Source organism: Hominisplanchenecus faecis, assembly GCF_020687205.1.
Classification (GTDB): domain Bacteria; phylum Bacillota; class Clostridia; order Lachnospirales; family Lachnospiraceae; genus Hominisplanchenecus; species Hominisplanchenecus faecis.
In genome coordinates this window covers 1-16,671 of sequence record NZ_JAJEQE010000025.1, presented here as the reverse complement: position 1 = coordinate 16,671, position 16,671 = coordinate 1, and the positions used below count along the sequence as shown (strand labels likewise).

Annotated in this window: 19 protein-coding genes and 1 pseudogene; 18 read left to right on the top strand and 2 right to left on the bottom strand. The window is 40.8% G+C overall.

The window, feature by feature from the left end; genetic code table 11:
- From LKD42_RS08485 to LKD42_RS15390, 14 genes and pseudogenes are all read left to right on the top strand, one after another.
- Complete coding sequence (locus LKD42_RS08485) at positions 1 to 378, top strand: TnpV protein (protein WP_248835423.1); 378 nt, start codon at positions 1 to 3, stop codon at positions 376 to 378.
- A gap of 174 nt (positions 379 to 552) precedes the next feature.
- Positions 553 to 780, top strand: coding sequence for a helix-turn-helix domain-containing protein (locus tag LKD42_RS08480; RefSeq protein ID WP_283094984.1), 228 nt, complete (start codon positions 553 to 555; stop codon positions 778 to 780).
- A gap of 2 nt (positions 781 to 782) precedes the next feature.
- Positions 783 to 1,964: a DNA methyltransferase gene (locus LKD42_RS08475; RefSeq protein WP_248835422.1), complete on the top strand. Its 1,182-nt coding sequence runs from the start codon at positions 783 to 785 to the stop codon at positions 1,962 to 1,964.
- Positions 1,957 to 2,880: a Bpu10I family restriction endonuclease gene (locus LKD42_RS08470; RefSeq protein WP_248835421.1), complete on the top strand. Its 924-nt coding sequence runs from the start codon at positions 1,957 to 1,959 to the stop codon at positions 2,878 to 2,880. Before LKD42_RS08475 ends, LKD42_RS08470 begins: the two co-directional genes overlap by 8 nt.
- 38 nt (positions 2,881 to 2,918) lie before the next feature.
- Positions 2,919 to 3,380, top strand: a complete 462-nt coding sequence (locus tag LKD42_RS08465) for a hypothetical protein (RefSeq protein WP_248835420.1) — start codon at positions 2,919 to 2,921, stop codon at positions 3,378 to 3,380.
- Positions 3,381 to 3,391: 11 nt separating this feature from the next.
- The gene (locus LKD42_RS15095; RefSeq protein WP_283094983.1) at positions 3,392 to 3,517 is read left to right on the top strand and encodes a hypothetical protein; all 126 of its coding nucleotides are present in this window, start codon (positions 3,392 to 3,394) and stop codon (positions 3,515 to 3,517) included.
- 65 nt (positions 3,518 to 3,582) lie between these two features.
- The gene (locus tag LKD42_RS08460) at positions 3,583 to 4,554 is read left to right on the top strand and encodes a caspase family protein (protein ID WP_248835419.1); all 972 of its coding nucleotides are present in this window, start codon (positions 3,583 to 3,585) and stop codon (positions 4,552 to 4,554) included.
- 30 nt (positions 4,555 to 4,584) lie between these two features.
- Positions 4,585 to 4,968, top strand: coding sequence for a hypothetical protein (locus LKD42_RS08455; protein WP_087252175.1), 384 nt, complete (start codon positions 4,585 to 4,587; stop codon positions 4,966 to 4,968).
- 27 nt (positions 4,969 to 4,995) lie between these two features.
- Positions 4,996 to 5,451 (top strand): toll/interleukin-1 receptor domain-containing protein, encoded by a 456-nt coding sequence (locus LKD42_RS08450; RefSeq protein WP_248835418.1) that lies wholly within the window; start codon positions 4,996 to 4,998, stop codon positions 5,449 to 5,451.
- 379 nt (positions 5,452 to 5,830) lie between these two features.
- Positions 5,831 to 6,247, top strand: coding sequence for an IS66 family insertion sequence element accessory protein TnpA (tnpA, locus tag LKD42_RS08445; protein ID WP_248835417.1), 417 nt, complete (start codon positions 5,831 to 5,833; stop codon positions 6,245 to 6,247).
- Positions 6,241 to 6,591, top strand: coding sequence for an IS66 family insertion sequence element accessory protein TnpB (gene tnpB / locus LKD42_RS08440; protein ID WP_248835416.1), 351 nt, complete (start codon positions 6,241 to 6,243; stop codon positions 6,589 to 6,591). The genes tnpA and tnpB overlap by 7 nt, the downstream gene beginning before the upstream one ends.
- A gap of 129 nt (positions 6,592 to 6,720) precedes the next feature.
- Positions 6,721 to 8,358, top strand: a complete 1,638-nt coding sequence (tnpC, locus tag LKD42_RS08435) for an IS66 family transposase (RefSeq protein WP_248835415.1) — start codon at positions 6,721 to 6,723, stop codon at positions 8,356 to 8,358.
- A gap of 544 nt (positions 8,359 to 8,902) precedes the next feature.
- Positions 8,903 to 10,240 carry an MATE family efflux transporter gene (locus LKD42_RS08430; RefSeq protein ID WP_147633059.1) on the top strand — a complete coding sequence of 446 codons (1,338 nt, stop codon included), beginning with the start codon at positions 8,903 to 8,905 and terminating at the stop codon, positions 10,238 to 10,240.
- An 84-nt stretch (positions 10,241 to 10,324) separates the two neighbouring features.
- Positions 10,325 to 10,594 (top strand): annotated as a pseudogene (locus LKD42_RS15390) (Y-family DNA polymerase); the annotation flags it as partial.
- A gap of 215 nt (positions 10,595 to 10,809) precedes the next feature.
- Here LKD42_RS15390 and LKD42_RS08420 read toward each other — a convergent pair.
- Positions 10,810 to 11,031, bottom strand: coding sequence for a hypothetical protein (locus LKD42_RS08420; protein WP_248835414.1), 222 nt, complete (start codon positions 11,029 to 11,031; stop codon positions 10,810 to 10,812).
- Positions 11,032 to 11,258: 227 nt separating this feature from the next.
- Between LKD42_RS08420 and LKD42_RS08415 the strand changes: the two genes are divergently transcribed.
- From LKD42_RS08415 to LKD42_RS08400, 4 genes are all read left to right on the top strand, one after another.
- Entirely contained in the window at positions 11,259 to 11,762 is a 504-nt protein-coding gene (locus LKD42_RS08415) for an HdeD family acid-resistance protein (RefSeq protein ID WP_248835413.1), read from the top strand.
- Between the two features lie 91 nt (positions 11,763 to 11,853).
- Complete coding sequence (gene pdxR, locus LKD42_RS08410) at positions 11,854 to 13,170, top strand: MocR-like pyridoxine biosynthesis transcription factor PdxR (protein ID WP_248835412.1); 1,317 nt, start codon at positions 11,854 to 11,856, stop codon at positions 13,168 to 13,170.
- 91 nt (positions 13,171 to 13,261) lie between these two features.
- Entirely contained in the window at positions 13,262 to 14,173 is a 912-nt protein-coding gene (locus LKD42_RS08405) for a hypothetical protein (protein WP_248835411.1), read from the top strand.
- Between the two features lie 133 nt (positions 14,174 to 14,306).
- The gene (locus LKD42_RS08400; RefSeq protein WP_147632799.1) at positions 14,307 to 14,837 is read left to right on the top strand and encodes a spore maturation protein; all 531 of its coding nucleotides are present in this window, start codon (positions 14,307 to 14,309) and stop codon (positions 14,835 to 14,837) included.
- Here the strand turns inward: LKD42_RS08400 and LKD42_RS08395 are convergent.
- Positions 14,826 to 16,379: an ABC-F family ATP-binding cassette domain-containing protein gene (locus LKD42_RS08395; RefSeq protein ID WP_248835443.1), complete on the bottom strand. Its 1,554-nt coding sequence runs from the start codon at positions 16,377 to 16,379 to the stop codon at positions 14,826 to 14,828. The genes LKD42_RS08400 and LKD42_RS08395 overlap by 12 nt on opposite strands.
- Positions 16,380 to 16,671 lie beyond the last annotated feature (292 nt).

The following is a 16,671-nucleotide window of genomic DNA, read 5'->3' as shown; positions in this document are numbered from 1 at the left end:
ATGGAGAAACACATTATGGGAGAAAATGGAATCAGTTATACTTTAGGAGAGTACGGTCTGTATTATCCAGATCTGTATCTCCCGGAAGGGACAGAGTATCCGATTGGAAAGTATGGAATGCTGAGAAAATCATATTTGCAGGAGTATCGGAAAGGATTATATCTGGAGTTGGTACTTGCCGGGAAGTTAAATGAGCATCTGCATCAGATTGATGAGAAGTGTAATCAGATGATGGACAGACTGGTGGAGCAGATGAAAGAAAAGCAGGGAGTGACAGAAGAATTGAAGATGCAGGATCAGATGGCATGGGTTGGGAGAATGAATAATATCCGGGCTTGTGCGGAGGAGGTGATACTGAAGGCAGTAGTATATTGCTAAAAAAGTAGGTGGAAGAAGCAATTTATATTATTGGATTCATAAAAAAGATAATAAAGAATAGATAAGAACTTCTTGATATATATCAAGAAGTTCTTGCTAATAACAAATGAAGATGTTATAATTCATCATGATAAGTAAGCTTTATTGAGTTGAAGATGTAAGGGTATAGATTTTATGGAACAGAATATATTATTAAATTATAATAAATTGTGGAAATTGATGATTGATAAGAAGATGAATAAAACACAACTTCATGAAAAAGCACAGATTAGCACAAATGCAGTTGCTAAAATGAGTAGAAATGAAAAAGTCTCGTTAGAAACGCTGGCAAAAATTTGTTATGCGTTGGATTGTGAGATCGGTGATATTATAGAGATAGTAATAGAAGAAAGAAGGAAGTAATATTGGGAGTTTTATATGAAAATTTCAAAAGCATACCTATAGATAATGAAGAAATATCACAAAGTGAATTAAATATTGACAACAAAACGAGATCAAATTTATTTTGTTGGAATGGACAGTTTTCACCTCAATTTATAGAAACAATGTTGAAAAAATATGCAAAACAAGATTTTTTAGTTTTAGATCCTTTTCTTGGATCGGGAACAACAGTTAGCGAGTGTGCGAGATTGGGAATTAGTGCATATGGTGTAGAATTAAATGTATCTGCGTTTTGGATGGCAAAGACATATGAATGTTCTAATCTTTCGTTGATGGAAAGGTGGAGAATTGTAGCAGAAGTAGATAAAATAATTTCGTTAATTCCTAATAATAAAAATATTTTAGATTATATATTGCAAGGAATTAAAAGAAATGATGATATTATGGTTACAAATATATTATCGACACTTGTTATCGTAATGGATGTATATAAAAATGCGATAACAATAGAACTTGTGAATATAAAGTGGGAGTGGCTGAAAAATTTAATATTAACCTTACCTTATAGTGAAGAAAAAATTTGTGTAAATAGAGGTGATTCGAGGAATATTGCACTAAATGATTCTGTTGCAGATATGGTAATTACATCTCCGCCGTATATTAATGTTTTTAATTATCATCAAAAATATAGAAGATCGGTTGAAGCGTTAGGGTATGACGTTTTAAAAATTGCACGTAGTGAATTTGGAGCTAATAGAAAAAATAGAGGAAATAGGTTTTTAACAGTGATACAATATTGTATAGACATGGCGTTATCACTAAATGAGGCAATAAGAGTATGTAAAAATGGATCAAGAATGATATATGTTGTGGGTCGAGAATCCTCGGTATTAGGATACTCATTTTGTAATAGTGAACTGATTTACAATATAGGAAAAGAGATTTTTGATTTAAAATTATTGTTGAGACAAGAAAGGGTTTTTAAAAATAGATATGGTCAAATGATATATGAAGATATAATACATTTTGAAAATAAAAAATGCAAAATTTCAGAGGACGAAATTATTGAAAAAGCACGTATGATAGCGATTAAATCATTGAAAAAAAAGCTGGAAATTGTTCCGACTACTAAAAATACTGTTTTTTTAACTGAGGCAATTTCTAAAGCATTAAAAGTAAAAGAGTCGGAGGTGGCGTATGGCTAGAGGGGTACATGGAGAAAAAATAGTTTCTGCAATTCAAAGCAATAAGATGCCGGTCAAGGATGTTCCACGACTGGAAATGGCATTACAGAGATACGATGAATGGATTGAAAAATTAAAGGGTATAAATGCGGAAACGGTTGATGAATTAGTAGAAAAACTGGTGACTGAATTAAACACTTATAAAAATTACATAGATATAAACTTAATTTTTGATAGTGAAGAAGATTTTCTATATAGACAAAAAGGACAATTGAAATTAGATAATACAGTTATAGAAGAATTTATGCCAATATTTGTGAAGAAATGTGTTGAAAAGGTTGAAGAAAATTGTGATATAGAAATAAGCTCACAGATACCAACGTTCTCTTCTGTGTATTTTGCATCAAGTTTGAGTAATCCTAATATTGGTGGAGGAATAAATATTAAAACTAAAGATCAAGACTTTTCTATGAGCAGAAAACTATATTTGCAATCATCATATGATCCACAGTTTAATCCTGAGAAAACAGTAAAGCTTGAAACTCATTTGGGGTATGTCTTGGCAGAAATGAAGACAAATCTTGATAAAACGATGTTTCAAGAGGCTTCAGCAACGGCACATGATATTAAACAAGCTGTTACAGGAGCAAAATATTATTTGTTATGTGATTATTTGGATATGACTCCAATAAGTACAACAACTACGGATATAGATGAAATTTTAATATTACGAAAAGCTAAAAGAATAAGTTCTAATATTAGAAAAGAATTTAGTACAAAAATTGGGCGAGAAAAATGGAGACCATGGTACACGGAATATTTGATGAATAATCCTTATTCTGTAGATATGTTTAAGCGATTTATAAATCATATATTTTCTCAAATGAGTAATGAAGAGTTAATTGAAGAGAGTGTTTTAGAGGTTGGATATTTTTAAATAAAGGGACAGGTATGCAGGAAAAATATTGGAAATATATGGTTCAAATTAAAGCGTGGATATTTTATTTAGATGTGTATACGGAAGATTCTTACAGATGGGATCGGATAATTAATATCGTTGTGGCAATTGCATCTTCAACAAGTATTGCGGCATGGGCTATATGGCAAAAATATTCGTTTGTCTGGTCTATTATCATAGCAATTTCGCAGGTGTTAACAACGATTAAAGGTTTTTTGCCGTATAGTAAGCGATTAAAGATGTTAGTTCCATTTATGGAAGATTTAAAATTTCTATACAACAAAATAGAATATAATTGGTTTAAAGTAGCGTCGGGAGATTTGTCAGAGGACGAGATAAATGAGTTATTATATTCTTTTAAGGATGAGTTTTCCAATATAGAAAATAAAAATTTAAAAGAAGAGACATTATTGGAAAAAGATAATTTTAGAAAAATTGCCGATAGGAAAAATGATGCGTATTTTGCAAATAATTTTTAAGAGGTGTAAGTATGGACGAAAATAATAAACAAAATAAACCAACTGAAGAAAAAAAAGGAGGGAAAAGGGGGTTTTCACTTCCTCCGACAACTTCGAAACCACCAATGCCGTCGGTAAAACCGCCTAAAAAGAAATAAAAGATAATCGGTTGTGTGGAGTAGTAATGTAGGTGTATACTTAGAGGTAAGAAAGGGGGATGAAAATGAGAAAAGCACTGTGTGTAGGAATTGATTGTTATGAGCATGCAGATGATTTGCATGGTTGTGTAAATGATGCTAATTCAGTAAAAGCAGCTTTAGAGCGAAATGGAGATGGAACCTTAAATTTTGAAGTAAAACTTATGTGTGCTACTAGTGAGGCATCATATATAAACAGAAATGATTTAAGGGATGCTATAGAAAATTTATTTAAAACTGATTCGGAAATAGCAGTTTTATATTATTCAGGTCATGGCTCATTCGATGCATTAGGAGGATATTTATGTACGAGTGAAATACAACGTCCTGATGAAGGCGTGTCATTAAATGAAGTGATGGGATTTGTGGCACAATCGAAAGCAAGAAATAAGATCATTATACTGGATAGTTGTTTTAGTGGAGCAATTTCTAATCCTGCAGAAATGCAGAATTATTCTGTGTTACATAATGGGACAACGATACTTGCAGCTTGTGGACCATCAGAATATGCTTCAGAAGAAAATGGACATGGCATTTTTACTTCTCTTTTAGTTGAAGCATTGTATGGTGGTGCTATGAATTTATTAGGTGAAGTGTCACCAGGTAGCATCTATTCTTATATTGATCGTTCATTGGGAGCGTGGGATGAGCAAAGACCGTTATTTAAGGCCAACATTAGTAGCTTTGTTTCATTAAGAAAAAATGCACCGCCGATTCCGATTGCAGAATTACGACAAATAACGGAAATATTTACTTCACAATATGATGAATATCCATTAGATCCAACTTATGAACCTGATAAACATGAAGCAGATGTTAAAGATGTAAACAAAGAGCATGAGGCTATATTCGCAACTTTGCAAAGATTTGTAAAATTGAATTTGGTAATTCCGGTGGAAGAAGAACATATGTATTATGCTGCAATTCATCATAAATCTTGTAAGTTAACGGCACAGGGACAACATTATTGGCAACTGGTAAATAAGAATACCATCTAAGTGAAAGCAATGTAGAAGGAGAAGATTTAAATGATAAATGTATTTATACCACATCGTTGGAACAATGATGACTATGAAACAATTACTGCATTATTGGATAGAACAAAATACAATGTAAGAGATTATTCTGTCCCAAGTAGCTCACCGTTTGACAGTATTGATAGGCGATATAATGTAGATCCGCAAATCCAAAGACAGATTAAATATGCAAATGTTGTTGTTTGTTCAAATCGTCCAGCAAATAATTACGGAATGTCGATGGATGAGATACGATTTGCTATTTCTATTGGTAAGCCGGTTGTTGCTGTTAAGATTACTGAAAGTACAAGTTCTAATATTACAAATTTAAATATTCCGGTAATAGCTAAACGAAAAGATTCATTGGAGGATTGGATTCGCCGGAATGTGTATTAACGTTTATTAAAGATAAGGTGGTAAGAAATGCGGATATTTATATCTCATAAATTAGAAGATGCAGCTACGGCAAATTTGATAGCAAAAGAATTGCAAGAAATTAAAGTGGAATGTTATCTTGACTTGCTTGATAATTCTATAACAGAAAATGGTAAAGCTTTAACTGATCATATACGTGCAAACTTGAATGATTGCACAGATATAATCGTTGTTATGTCGAATATAACAAGATTTTCACAATGGGTTCCATTTGAAGTAGGTATGGCAGCACAAAAAGATATGCCGACAGCGACTTTTTTGAAGGAAGATGTTTCTTTGCCAGATTTTTTGCAATATTGGCCTCGATTAAAGAGATATACGGATATTAAAAAATACGTATTAGCGAGAAATGACGTGGATAGAGAATATCGCTTTATTTATGAATCTGTGAGCCAACAGCGAAAAACAGAACATTTTTATGATGTGTTAAAACAACGTTTATAACAAAGAGAATGTGGCAACAAATTGGCAACAGAAAATCAGTGAGCCAAAATAATATATGCAACTGAAATAAAATAACGGAAAAAAAGATACAAACTTAAACAAATATATTTAATAGCATCTTTGAACTTGCCGAGTTTGAATAGTAACAAAATGCCGAAGAGCCGCTTAGATAGCGGCTCTTTGTTTTCTTCGTCTATAAAATGTCTATATAAAATTAATAGTTCGCCTCAATCTCGTTTTTTATGTTGATATTAAGTAAGCGCTTAAATCTTGGGTAGCTTTACTGTCTACGTTTTTGGACTCATAATGATAGTAAATAGATTTTTACTACACTCCGCTTGATAGGAGATAGAAATTTACTACATTTGGAGGTTTCATTATGAGTAAGAAACGTGCTTCAGGGCGTTCCCTGGACGAATGGATGGAACTGGTAACTGAATGCAGACAAAGTGGCCTGACAGATGCTGCATGGTGTAATGAGCATGGGATATCTCCCAGCTGTTTTTACAATGCAGTTACCCGTCTCCGCAAAAAAGCCTGTCAGATACCGGAGCCAGTTGGAAAAGCCAGCACTCTTGACCTTACATCCCATAAACAGGATGTGGTCCAGATCGCTATAGAACCGGAAACTTCTCCGGCAGAACTGGTTTCAGATAAAGATAACCGTTCTATGTACCTTGACAATCCACATACGATTGAGATCGAAGCCAGAGGACTGATGATCCGGATGAATAATACCGTCCATCCTTCCCTTCTGAAGATCCTGATGGATGCACTGAAGGAGCCATTATGTTAGCGGATATTTCAAATGTCGATGCCATTTATATCGTCTGTGGAAGAACAGACATGCGTAAATCTATTGATGGCTTATGTGCGATCATCCAGGAGCAGTTTTCCATGGAGATCGACCATGCACTCTACCTTTTCTGTGGACGCAAATGTGACAGGATCAAGGCTATCTTAAAAGAACCCGATGGGATCGTTATGATCTATAAGCGGCTGACAGCCCAGGGTTCTTACCGATGGCCGAGAGATAAGTCAGAAGTCCGGAACCTCACATGGAGGGAATTCGACTGGCTGATGTCAGGCATCGATATCGAGCAGCCCAAAGCGATCAAAACATCCTGTGCAAAGCAGTAAAACTGCACATAAAACACCCCGTTTTTCCTGTATTTTCGGCGTCTTCAGGACACACTGTTTTCCTGTTATGCTGGCAGTCTGGTCTGTTTTCTGATATAATAGAGATATCAAAAACAGGAGGAAAAAGCAGTGGCAGACAGTTCCAAAGATATCCAGCTGCGTGAGCTGAAAGATATGATCACGGACCTGAAAAATTTAATAAAAACCCTTCAGGCAACTGTCGATGCCGGAAATAAACGGGAAGAAGCCCTTACACAGGAGCGTGATAACCTGAAAGAGGAAGTGGAACTTCTCCGTAAAAAACTTTTTGGCACTTCCAGCGAAAAACGTTCCACTGATCTCCCAGGACAGCTGAACCTTTTCAACGAAGCTGAAATGGAACAGGATCCTACAGCTGCTGAAGCCGAAGAGCTGGCAGCACTGCTTCCTGAAAAAGAAGGAAAAAAGAGGAAGTCCCGCACAACAAATGCAGAGCGTTTTAAAGGTCTGCCCGTAAAAAAAGAATATCTGGATATCCCGGAAGAGGAAAGGTTCTGTCCGGTCTGCAATGCCCCACTGGAAAAGATCGGTGAGGAATTTGTGTGCCGTGAACTGGTCTTTATCCCGGCAAAGCTGAAAGTCATTGAATACTACAGTATCAGCTATGAATGCCCGGAATGCAGCAAGCGTGATCTTCCTGTTATCAAAAAAGGAAAAGATGGAAAACCGCATATGCTCTATGGGATGGCTTCTGCTGGCACAGTTGCATGGGTGATGTACCAGAAGTTCTGCAACAGCCTGCCTTACTGCCGCCAGGAAAAAGACTGGAAACAGTATGGCACATCCATCACAAGGGCAACCATGGCAAACTGGGTCATCCTTAATTCAGATGCATTCTTCCGTCCGATGTATGAATACTTTCATCGGAAACTGCTGGAGCGGGAATTCGCAATGGCAGATGAAACGCCCCTTCAGGTACTGCATGAACTGGGACGCCGGGCCCAGACAAAATCCTACATGTGGCTTTTCCGCAGTGGGGAAGATGGCGGTGTACCGATCATCCTCTATAAATACTCGGAAACCCGTGCCGGAGACAACGCGGTTGAATTCCTTCAGGGATTCAAAGGCTACCTGATGTGCGACGGGTACAGCGGGTACAATAGAGTGCCCGCTGTAAAGCGTACAGCCTGCTGGGCACATATACGCAGGTACCTGGTGGATGCAGTCCCGAAAGGCAAAAACCTGGATTACAGCCAGCCTGCTGTGCAGGGTATCCTGTATGTAGACCGTCTCTTCCGTCTGGAAGAAACGATCAAAGCCAAAAGCACAACCTTCGATTCTCTCAAAAAAGCTCGCCTTGAAAAAGAAGTGCCTGTCATTGAGGGCTTTTTGTCGTGGCTTGACTTGCAGAAACCTATCCGGGGATCCCGGATGGATAAGGCAGTCACCTATATCCAGAACCGCCGGACCTATCTTATGACCTATCTGGAAGATGGCAGATGCAGCTTTTCTAATAATCTCAGTGAGAATGCGATCCGCCCATTCACAGTAGGCCGTAAAAACTGGCTGTTCTGTGATACTCCGAACGGTGCACAGGCCAGTGCCATTGTTTATACTATGGTAGAAATAGCAAAGGTAAATGGAGTAAACGTCTATCACTATCTGACCTACCTGTTAGAGAAACAGCCTAATGATAGTATGAGTGACGAAGAACTGGAGCAGCTGGCACCATGGAACGAAGATGTCAAAGCAGAACTCAAGCGCCGGGTAGAAAGCTCCGACGAATAATCAATCATATGTGAATTGTCAAGGTACTCCGGCTGCTGAAAAGTAGTCGGATATTTTTCTGGCGATACCTGAAAATTAAGCACTTACGATATTAAAAGAAGCCAAATCTTTTTTATACTGAAGTTCAAACATTTCAGTATACCTGTTATTCAGAAGATATTTTTTATGCCCAGAAATTTGGACAGATTCATAATTCTGTTGCCGGAGATGTACATGTCAGAGGGGATTATCCGGGCTTTGCTGCAAGATTTTTCGAAGAAAATGAAATAAATCTGGAGACGATGCCGGAAGATGATGAAAGTCTCAAGAATGGAACAGGAGATTTTTCCAGAATTCGAAAAGATTCTTTTTATTGGTACAAAAAAGTCATTGAATCTTGCGGAGAAAAATTATAAAAAGATTCAGACAGAAAGCCCTTTTGGAGAATAATATTTCTTCAAAAGGATTTTTGATATATATGGATAATTCCTGATGAAAATCTTTGTTAAACCATGTATAATAGGATTTGTGGATAATAAAAAATAAAAATGGATGAGGAATGAAAATGGAGGGAAATTTAACAAAAGATCCTATTCTAAAAACGCTGACGAAACTTGCGGTTCCGATCATGGCGTCATCGTTTCTGGGGACTTTGTACAACATCACGGACATGGCCTGGATTGGTCTGCTTGGTTCGAAGGCAGTTGCAGGTGTAGGTGTTGGAGGTATGTTTACCTGGCTTTCGCAGGGACTTGCAGCTATGGCTAGAATGGGTGGACAGGTGCATGTGGCACAGTGTATCGGACGTGGAGACAGAGAAAAGGCACACGGATTTGCACAGGCGGCAGTACAGCTTGCTGCATTTATGGGAATGGCATATGGAATTCTTTCGTTGCTTTTTACCAGACAGATGGTAGGATTTTTTCAGCTTGCAGATGCACAGGCTCATGCGGCGGCAATGTCATATACGAAGATTGCCTGTGGGCTAATCGTATTTTCTTTTATGACGCTGACACTGACTGGACTTTATACGGCACAGGGAGATTCAAAGACACCTTTTATAGCGAATCTTGTCGGCCTGGCCACAAATATGGTTCTGGATCCTGTGTTGATTCTTGGAGTGGGGATGTTTCCGAAGCTTGGTGTTGTCGGAGCTGCAATTGCGACAGTGACAGCACAGGCGATCGTTATGAGTATCATGATAGTCGGAATTGTCATACAAAAGAAAGAAAATGTACTAAAAGGAACTAGGCTTTTGGCAAAAATCCCGCGGAAATATCTGCAGGGAATCTGTAAGATCGGAATTCCGACAGCAATACAGGGAATGGCATATTGTGCAATCTCCATGGTGCTGACACGTATGATCTCCGGGTATGGTGCAGAAGCTGTTGCAACGCAGAGAGTCGGAGGTCAGATTGAATCGATATCATGGAATACTGCAGACGGTTTTGCAGCGGCATTAAATGCCTTTATCGCACAGAACTATGGTGCGGGCAAAAATGACCGTGTCAAAAAAGGATATAAGGCTTCTTTGTGGACGGTTGGTATCTGGGGACTGTTGATCTCAGCTGTATTTATATGTATGCCGGAACCGATTGCCAGAATCTTTTTTCATGAACCCAAAGCAATCGCAACATCAGTTGAATATCTGATCATCATAGGTTTCAGTGAAGCTTTTATGTGTGTGGAACTGACGACAGTCGGTGCATTATCAGGGCTCGGCAGAACCCGACTTTGCAGTATCATCAGTATAGCTTTTACCAGTGCAAGAATTCCGCTGTCGATCATTCTTGGAGGTATTATGGGTCTGGATGGAATATGGTGGGCTATTTCTTCAACCTCCATTGTAAAGGGAATTATTTTTACCTGTACATTTTTATGGATCACAAGAAAACGACGGTAAACTTTCAAAAACAATGTGTGTAATACAGAACAGCAGAAAGAAAAGATTGCGGAATGGATATTTCAGGCAATCAGAGAGTATTATATGAAAAAATGCACTTTTCCGAATGACAAACTGCATCATCCGGAACTTGCCGGAAAGCCAATGGCAGTCGGTGGTGATCCGGAGGCAAGACATGGAATTGTGCTGACTGCGAATTATATTGCAAAGCGAGCCGGAATAAAAACAGGTATGGCATTGTGGCAGGCAAGGCAAGTTTGCCCGGAAATAATTTTTGTACCGCCTCGCATGGATCTTTATTTGAGGTTTTCCAGAATGGCACAGGAGATTTACAGTGAATACACGGATCAGAGAGGATTTATGTATCAAGATAAGATACTGGCACAGCTGAATGCTAAGGAACACATGATTCATCCACAAGCATATTTTCATGGATAGGAAACGCAGCGTGTCAGGAGATTGTTTTCGGATCATCATGGCGTTATATTTTACATATAAGTTTTCTTAATGCCCATCTTCTTGCCCTTCGGACAAGAAGCATCTCTCGCTCTAAAGAGCTCGGTCAATTTTTATTTACCTGTCGAACGAAGCCATTCTTTTACTGTTTCCACATCTACTTTCAATGCAAGGGCAATTTGTTCAATCGGCATATGAAGTTCTGTAAGAGTAATAGCGGTATCTTTTTTTGCAGTATTGATGCCGTCGTTAAATCCATCGGCAACACCAGCCTCATATTCTGCTTTTCTGAGTTTTCGTTCTTCCTCTTCTTTGTCGTATTCGAATATACTCATCGAGATCACCTCCGATTTATTTGCACGAAGAAATTCAGAAAGATATGCTTGAAAATAATATTAACGCATAACTCTCATTATTTTAATATATTTTTAAAATATAATTAAAGTCAACATAAACAATAAGAACCTAGACAAATCTTCCAAATGGTACATTGTATCCGGCTCCGCTTCGTGGTAGACTGTTTTCATAGTGATTTTTATGAAAAAAGGGAAGGAGTGTTTTTATGGGAAGTAAGATAAAAACAATACAGATTCTTCAGGCAGCAGGCTATATCCTTCTGGGACTGTTTCTGGTGCTGAAGCCTGATACCAGTGTGCGGGCGATCTGTTATGGCTGCGGCGTGATTGCGGCGGCATACGGACTTCTGCATGTGCTCCAGTGCCGGAAAGGTAAGGCAAAGGGCGAACTGATCCTCGGTGTGATCTTTATTGCACTTGGCATGTTCTGTCTGATCACGCCGCAGACGGTGGTATCGTTTTTGCCGTTTCTGCTTGGCGTGGTACTGATGCTGGACGGTATCAGCAAAATCCAGAGAGCACTGGATCTGCGTGTGTTGGATGCAATCGGCTGGGGCAAGCTTCTGACGATCGGGATTCTTTTGATGATCGTTGGTGTGGCTTTGCTTTTCAACCCATTCGGGGCTGTGAAGATGACGATGGTATTCTTCGGAGCCTGCCTGCTGATCGACGGGGCACTGGATTTGTTATTTTTGCTTATCGTTTTGTAAGATGTCAGGGTAAAAAGGTTCAAAAGTCGGTTTTTTCTTGTAAGAAAAGACATTTAACTTTGACATTTTTGAAATTCCAGGAGTGTGATCTATGAAACCGGAACTTGACAATCAGTCTGTTCACCTCTATGTGAGGGTATATAATTATTACAAACAGCTTATTCTGTCGCAACAGCTTGCACCTGGAAGCAGGCTGCCGTCGATCCGGCGGTGTGCGGCAGAATTGCAGATGAGCCGGACAACGGTGGAGACGGCATACATGGTGCTTGCGGCAGAGGGCTATATTATTTCCAGGCCGCAGAGCGGATTTTATGTGACGGACATCGGCAGGACGCGAAAAACGGCAGAATTTCAGAAAAGTGCCGATCAAAAAGAAAAGAAGCCGGTGCTTTACAATTTTGCGTCTGCAAGTGTTGACAGAGAAACCTTCCGGTTTGAACTGTGGAGGCGGTATATCAAAAGTGCACTGCGGCAGGATGAGCGTCTGCTCTCTTATGGAGAACCGCAGGGAGAATACGATCTGCGGGAGGTTCTGTGCAGATATTTGCAAAACAACCGAAATGTGGTTTGTACGCCGGAACATATTGTGATTGGAGCGGGTGTTCAGAGCCTGCTTCACATTCTGTGTCCGTTGATTGAGGGACGTAAAAAAATTGCGTTTTATAATCCGGGATTTCGGCAGGGGCGAGCCGTTTTTGAGGATCATGGTTTTGAACTGTGCGATCGAAAACAGGAGCAGCCGGATGTCTGCTATGTGTCACCTTCGCAGGCGACTGCCTGGGGCGATGTTCTTTCGGTCGGAGAGCGGATGAAGATACTGCGTGAAGCATCTGAAAAAAATATTTTGCTGATCGAGGATGACTACAACAGTGAATTCTGTTATTATCATCATCCATCGCCGTCCATTCAGGGTCTGGCGGGCGGAAACGGAGTCATTTATCTCGGAACATTTTCCAGGCTTTTGCTGCCGTCGATCCGCTTAAGTTTTATGGTGCTTCCGCCGGATCTTCTGGAAAAATATCAGAGACGCAGAGATTTTTATAATCAGACGGCATCCAAAACGGAACAGATCGCATTGTGTCAGTTTATCCGGGATGGTCATCTGGAAAGTCAGATTCGTAAATCCAGGAAACACTATTTAGCGAAAACAAAAATTTTGTGCAGTGAAGCGAAAAGGATTTTTGTAGAAGAGGCAAAAGTTACGGCCGGGGAGACCGGATTTGTAAGCCTTCTGGAAATTTTCGGAGCAGGAAATCTGCGGGAAGTTCTGTACAGAGCAGAAGAAAAAGGTTTTGCTTTTTTATCTGCGGATGAAAGTGAGCAAGGGATCCGTCTTGCTCTTTCCTGTGCAGCAGTTCCGGTGGAGAAGTTTTCAGAGGCGTTACAGCTGCTGAAGCAGTGTTTCTGAATTTTGCAATGAGATTTAAAAATGCTTTCGATGGAAATACCGTTTCGCATGCAGATGTGGTGATGCGAAAACATTATGAAAGGAAAAGAAAATGGCGAGACAAAAGAATAAAATATTGATGTTTTTGTTTTCTCTGATCCCGGGAGCAGGACAGATGTATATGGGATTTATGAAGCAGGGATTGTCTTTAATGACAATCTTTGCAACGTTATGTGCAGTGGGTATCTGGCTGGATATCAAGCCGCTGCTTTTCTTTGCACCGATCATTCTGCTGTACAGCTTTTTCGATGCAACCAACAAGAATTCGATGGACGCAGAAGCGTTTAAAAAATTGGAGGATCATTATCTCTGGGGTGATGACTGGATGGAGTGGAGCGAAGGCTTAAAGGACAGCATCAGCAGACGGGATGGTAAAAAGGCCATGGGAACGGTTTTGTATATCGTGGCGGCGTGCATGATCTGGAGTGTTGTCAAATATTTTGCGGACATCATCTACGGGCCGACCAGTCTGCCAGGTGCTGTGATCGCAAAGATTCCGGTTGCTGTTGTTGCTGTATTTGTTTTATGGGTAGGCCGCAAACTGATGAAGAGTGCTTCTGATGAAGAAAAAAGATTCTATCGTGGAATGCCGTATCCGTATGCACAGAGCATGGGGATCCATATGAACGGTGAGCGTATGCCAAATCCATGGGAGCGTGTGTGGAGTGATCCGCAGAGAATGCAGCATCCGGAGCAGGAGCCGGTCAGAGAAACGGTTGTGGAAGAAGCTGCAGCTGCACAGGAAACCGCAGAAAAAGCAAAAGTAGAACTTCGCAAAGAAAACGAAACAAAAGAGGTTGTGAAACCACAGGAAGAAAAAGCGGGGACTGCACAGGAAAATGAGACACAGACAGGCACAGAGGAAACCGATGTGGTCGAAGAAGTGGCAGAAGCTGAAAAAGAAAGAGAAATCAAAGAAACGCTTGAAACCATGGAAGCGGAAGCTGCTGTGGAAAAATCCTGAAGCATGTTTTTGTGTTTCTGACAGCAGAGCTGAGCAAGTAGCGAAGCGGATTGTGAATGTCCGCTTTACCTGAATAGTTACAAAAATCCCTTCATAAGATACAGTAAACGGACGGACTTATGGAGGGATTTTTCTGTCATTTCTACTCTTTTTGTCGATGTATATGATACCGTTTGTTCTGCTTTACGTTGTCGGTTATGCCTTTCTGAAAAAGAGAGATGCATACGGTGATTTTGTGCGTGGTGCCGGGGAAGGAATCCACACGGCATTTGCGATCCTGCCGACACTTGTCGGTCTGATGACAGCCGTAGGGATCCTGCGGGCATCGGGTTTCCTTAAATGGCTCTCGGATATCCTTGGCAGGCTTTTTGCCGGAATCGGATTTCCGGTGCAGCTTGTGCCGCTTGCAGTGGTGCGTCTGTTTTCCGCCAGTGCGGCGACCGGATTTCTTCTGGATATTTTTAAAGAATTCGGGCCGGATTCCAAGATCGGAATCATTGCATCACTGATGCTCAGCTGCACGGAAACGGTATTTTATACGATGAGCGTTTATTTTATGGCAGCAAAAGTGACAAAAACACGGTATACGCTGGCAGGTGCACTGCTTTCTGTTTTTGCCGGGATTGCCGCCAGCTTTTTTCTTGGAAATTTTCTACAGCTTTAAGGACCATTCCTGGCAGTTCCAGACGGTTGTCACGATATCCTGATAGAATTCCGGCTCATGGCAGATCAGCAGAATACTTCCCTTATATTCCTGAAGAGCTTTTTTCAGTTCTGCTTTTGCGTCAACATCGAGGTGGTTGGTCGGCTCGTCCAGCAGCAGAATATTGCTCTCACGGTTCAAAATCTTGCAGAGACGTACTTTTGCCTGCTCGCCGCCGCTCAGTACACGCACCTGACTCTCGATGTGTTTGGTGGTCAGACCGCATTTTGCCAGCATGGAACGGATCTCGTACTGTGTCATTGCCGGAAATTCGCTCCAGATCTCTTCGATACAGGTCGAAGTGTTCTGCGTATCGGACTCCTGCTCAAAATAACCGATATGCTGATAATCGCCAAGATGCACTTTGCCGGAATACGGTTTGATCAGCTGCAGAATGCTTTTCAGAAGCGTGGTCTTACCGATACCGTTTGCACCGGTCAGGGCAATGCGTTCGCCGCGTTCCATGCGGATATTTAACGGTTTTGTCAGCGGTTCGTCGTAACCGATCACCAGATCGTTTGTCTCGAAGATCATCTTTCCGGAAGTACGGGCCGTTTTAAAGTGAAACTCCGGCTTTGGTTTTTCACGATCCAGTTCGATGATGTCCATTTTGTCCAGTTTTTTCTGGCGTGCCATCGCCATATTCCTTGTAGCGACGCGGGCTTTGTTGCGGGCAACGAAATCCTTGAGGTCGCTGATCTCCTGCTGCTGGCGGTTGTAGGCAGCCTCAAGCTGGGCTTTCTTCATGGCGTAGACTTCCTGGAATTTATCGTAATCGCCCGGATAGCGGTCAAGTCTGCAGTTTTCCATATGATAGATCAGGTTGATGACGCTGTTCAGGAACGGAATATCATGGGAGATCAGAATAAAGGCATTTTCATAATCCTGGAGATAGCGTTTCAGCCATTCAATGTGCTGCTCATCCAGATAGTTGGTCGGCTCGTCCAGAAGTAGGATGTCTGGTTTTTCCAGCAGAAGCTTTGCCATCAGTACACGGGTACGCTGTCCGCCGGAGAGGTCGGTTACATCACGGTCAAGCCCAAGCTCTTCCAGACCGAGTGCACGGGCGATCTCGTCTACTTTTGTGTCGATCATATAGAAATCGTGCTGCTCTAAAAGCTCCTGATATGTGCCGGTCTCGGCGAGCAGACGTTCCATTTCTTCCGGTGTGGCATCGCCCATCTGTTCATACATACGGTTCATTTCCGCTTCCATTGCAAATAAAAACTGAAAAGCAGAACGCAGGACATCACCGATCGTCATGCCCTTTTCCAGGACAGAATGCTGATCCAGATAGCCGACACGGACATTTTTTGCCCATTCGACCGTTCCCTCATCCGGTGTCAGTTTTCCGGTGATGATATTCATAAACGTGGACTTGCCTTCTCCGTTTGCACCGATCAGGCCGATATGTTCGCCTTTGAGGAGACGAAAAGAAACATTGTCGAAAATCGCACGGTCACCAAAACCATGCGTCAGATTTTTTACATTTAAGATCATAATTACTCCTGTCAAATTTTGTGAAGTTATGAAAGTTGTGAGATGCCATATGAATTGTTTCGTACTTCGTACTTTCACAATTCTTTCTACGCTCCGCTTCGGTCGGGGCGGGTTCCAAGGTCTTTCATCCACTTATGAGCAAGCTCATGTGGATTTAGATCTTTTGATCCTGGCATTTTATGATGTTGGGGTCAAAAGATGCCATACGAATTGTTCCGTACTTCGTACTCCCACAATTCTATCCAATATTCGCATATCGTGAAGCTTACGCTCCACTTTTATGCTCATATCGGGG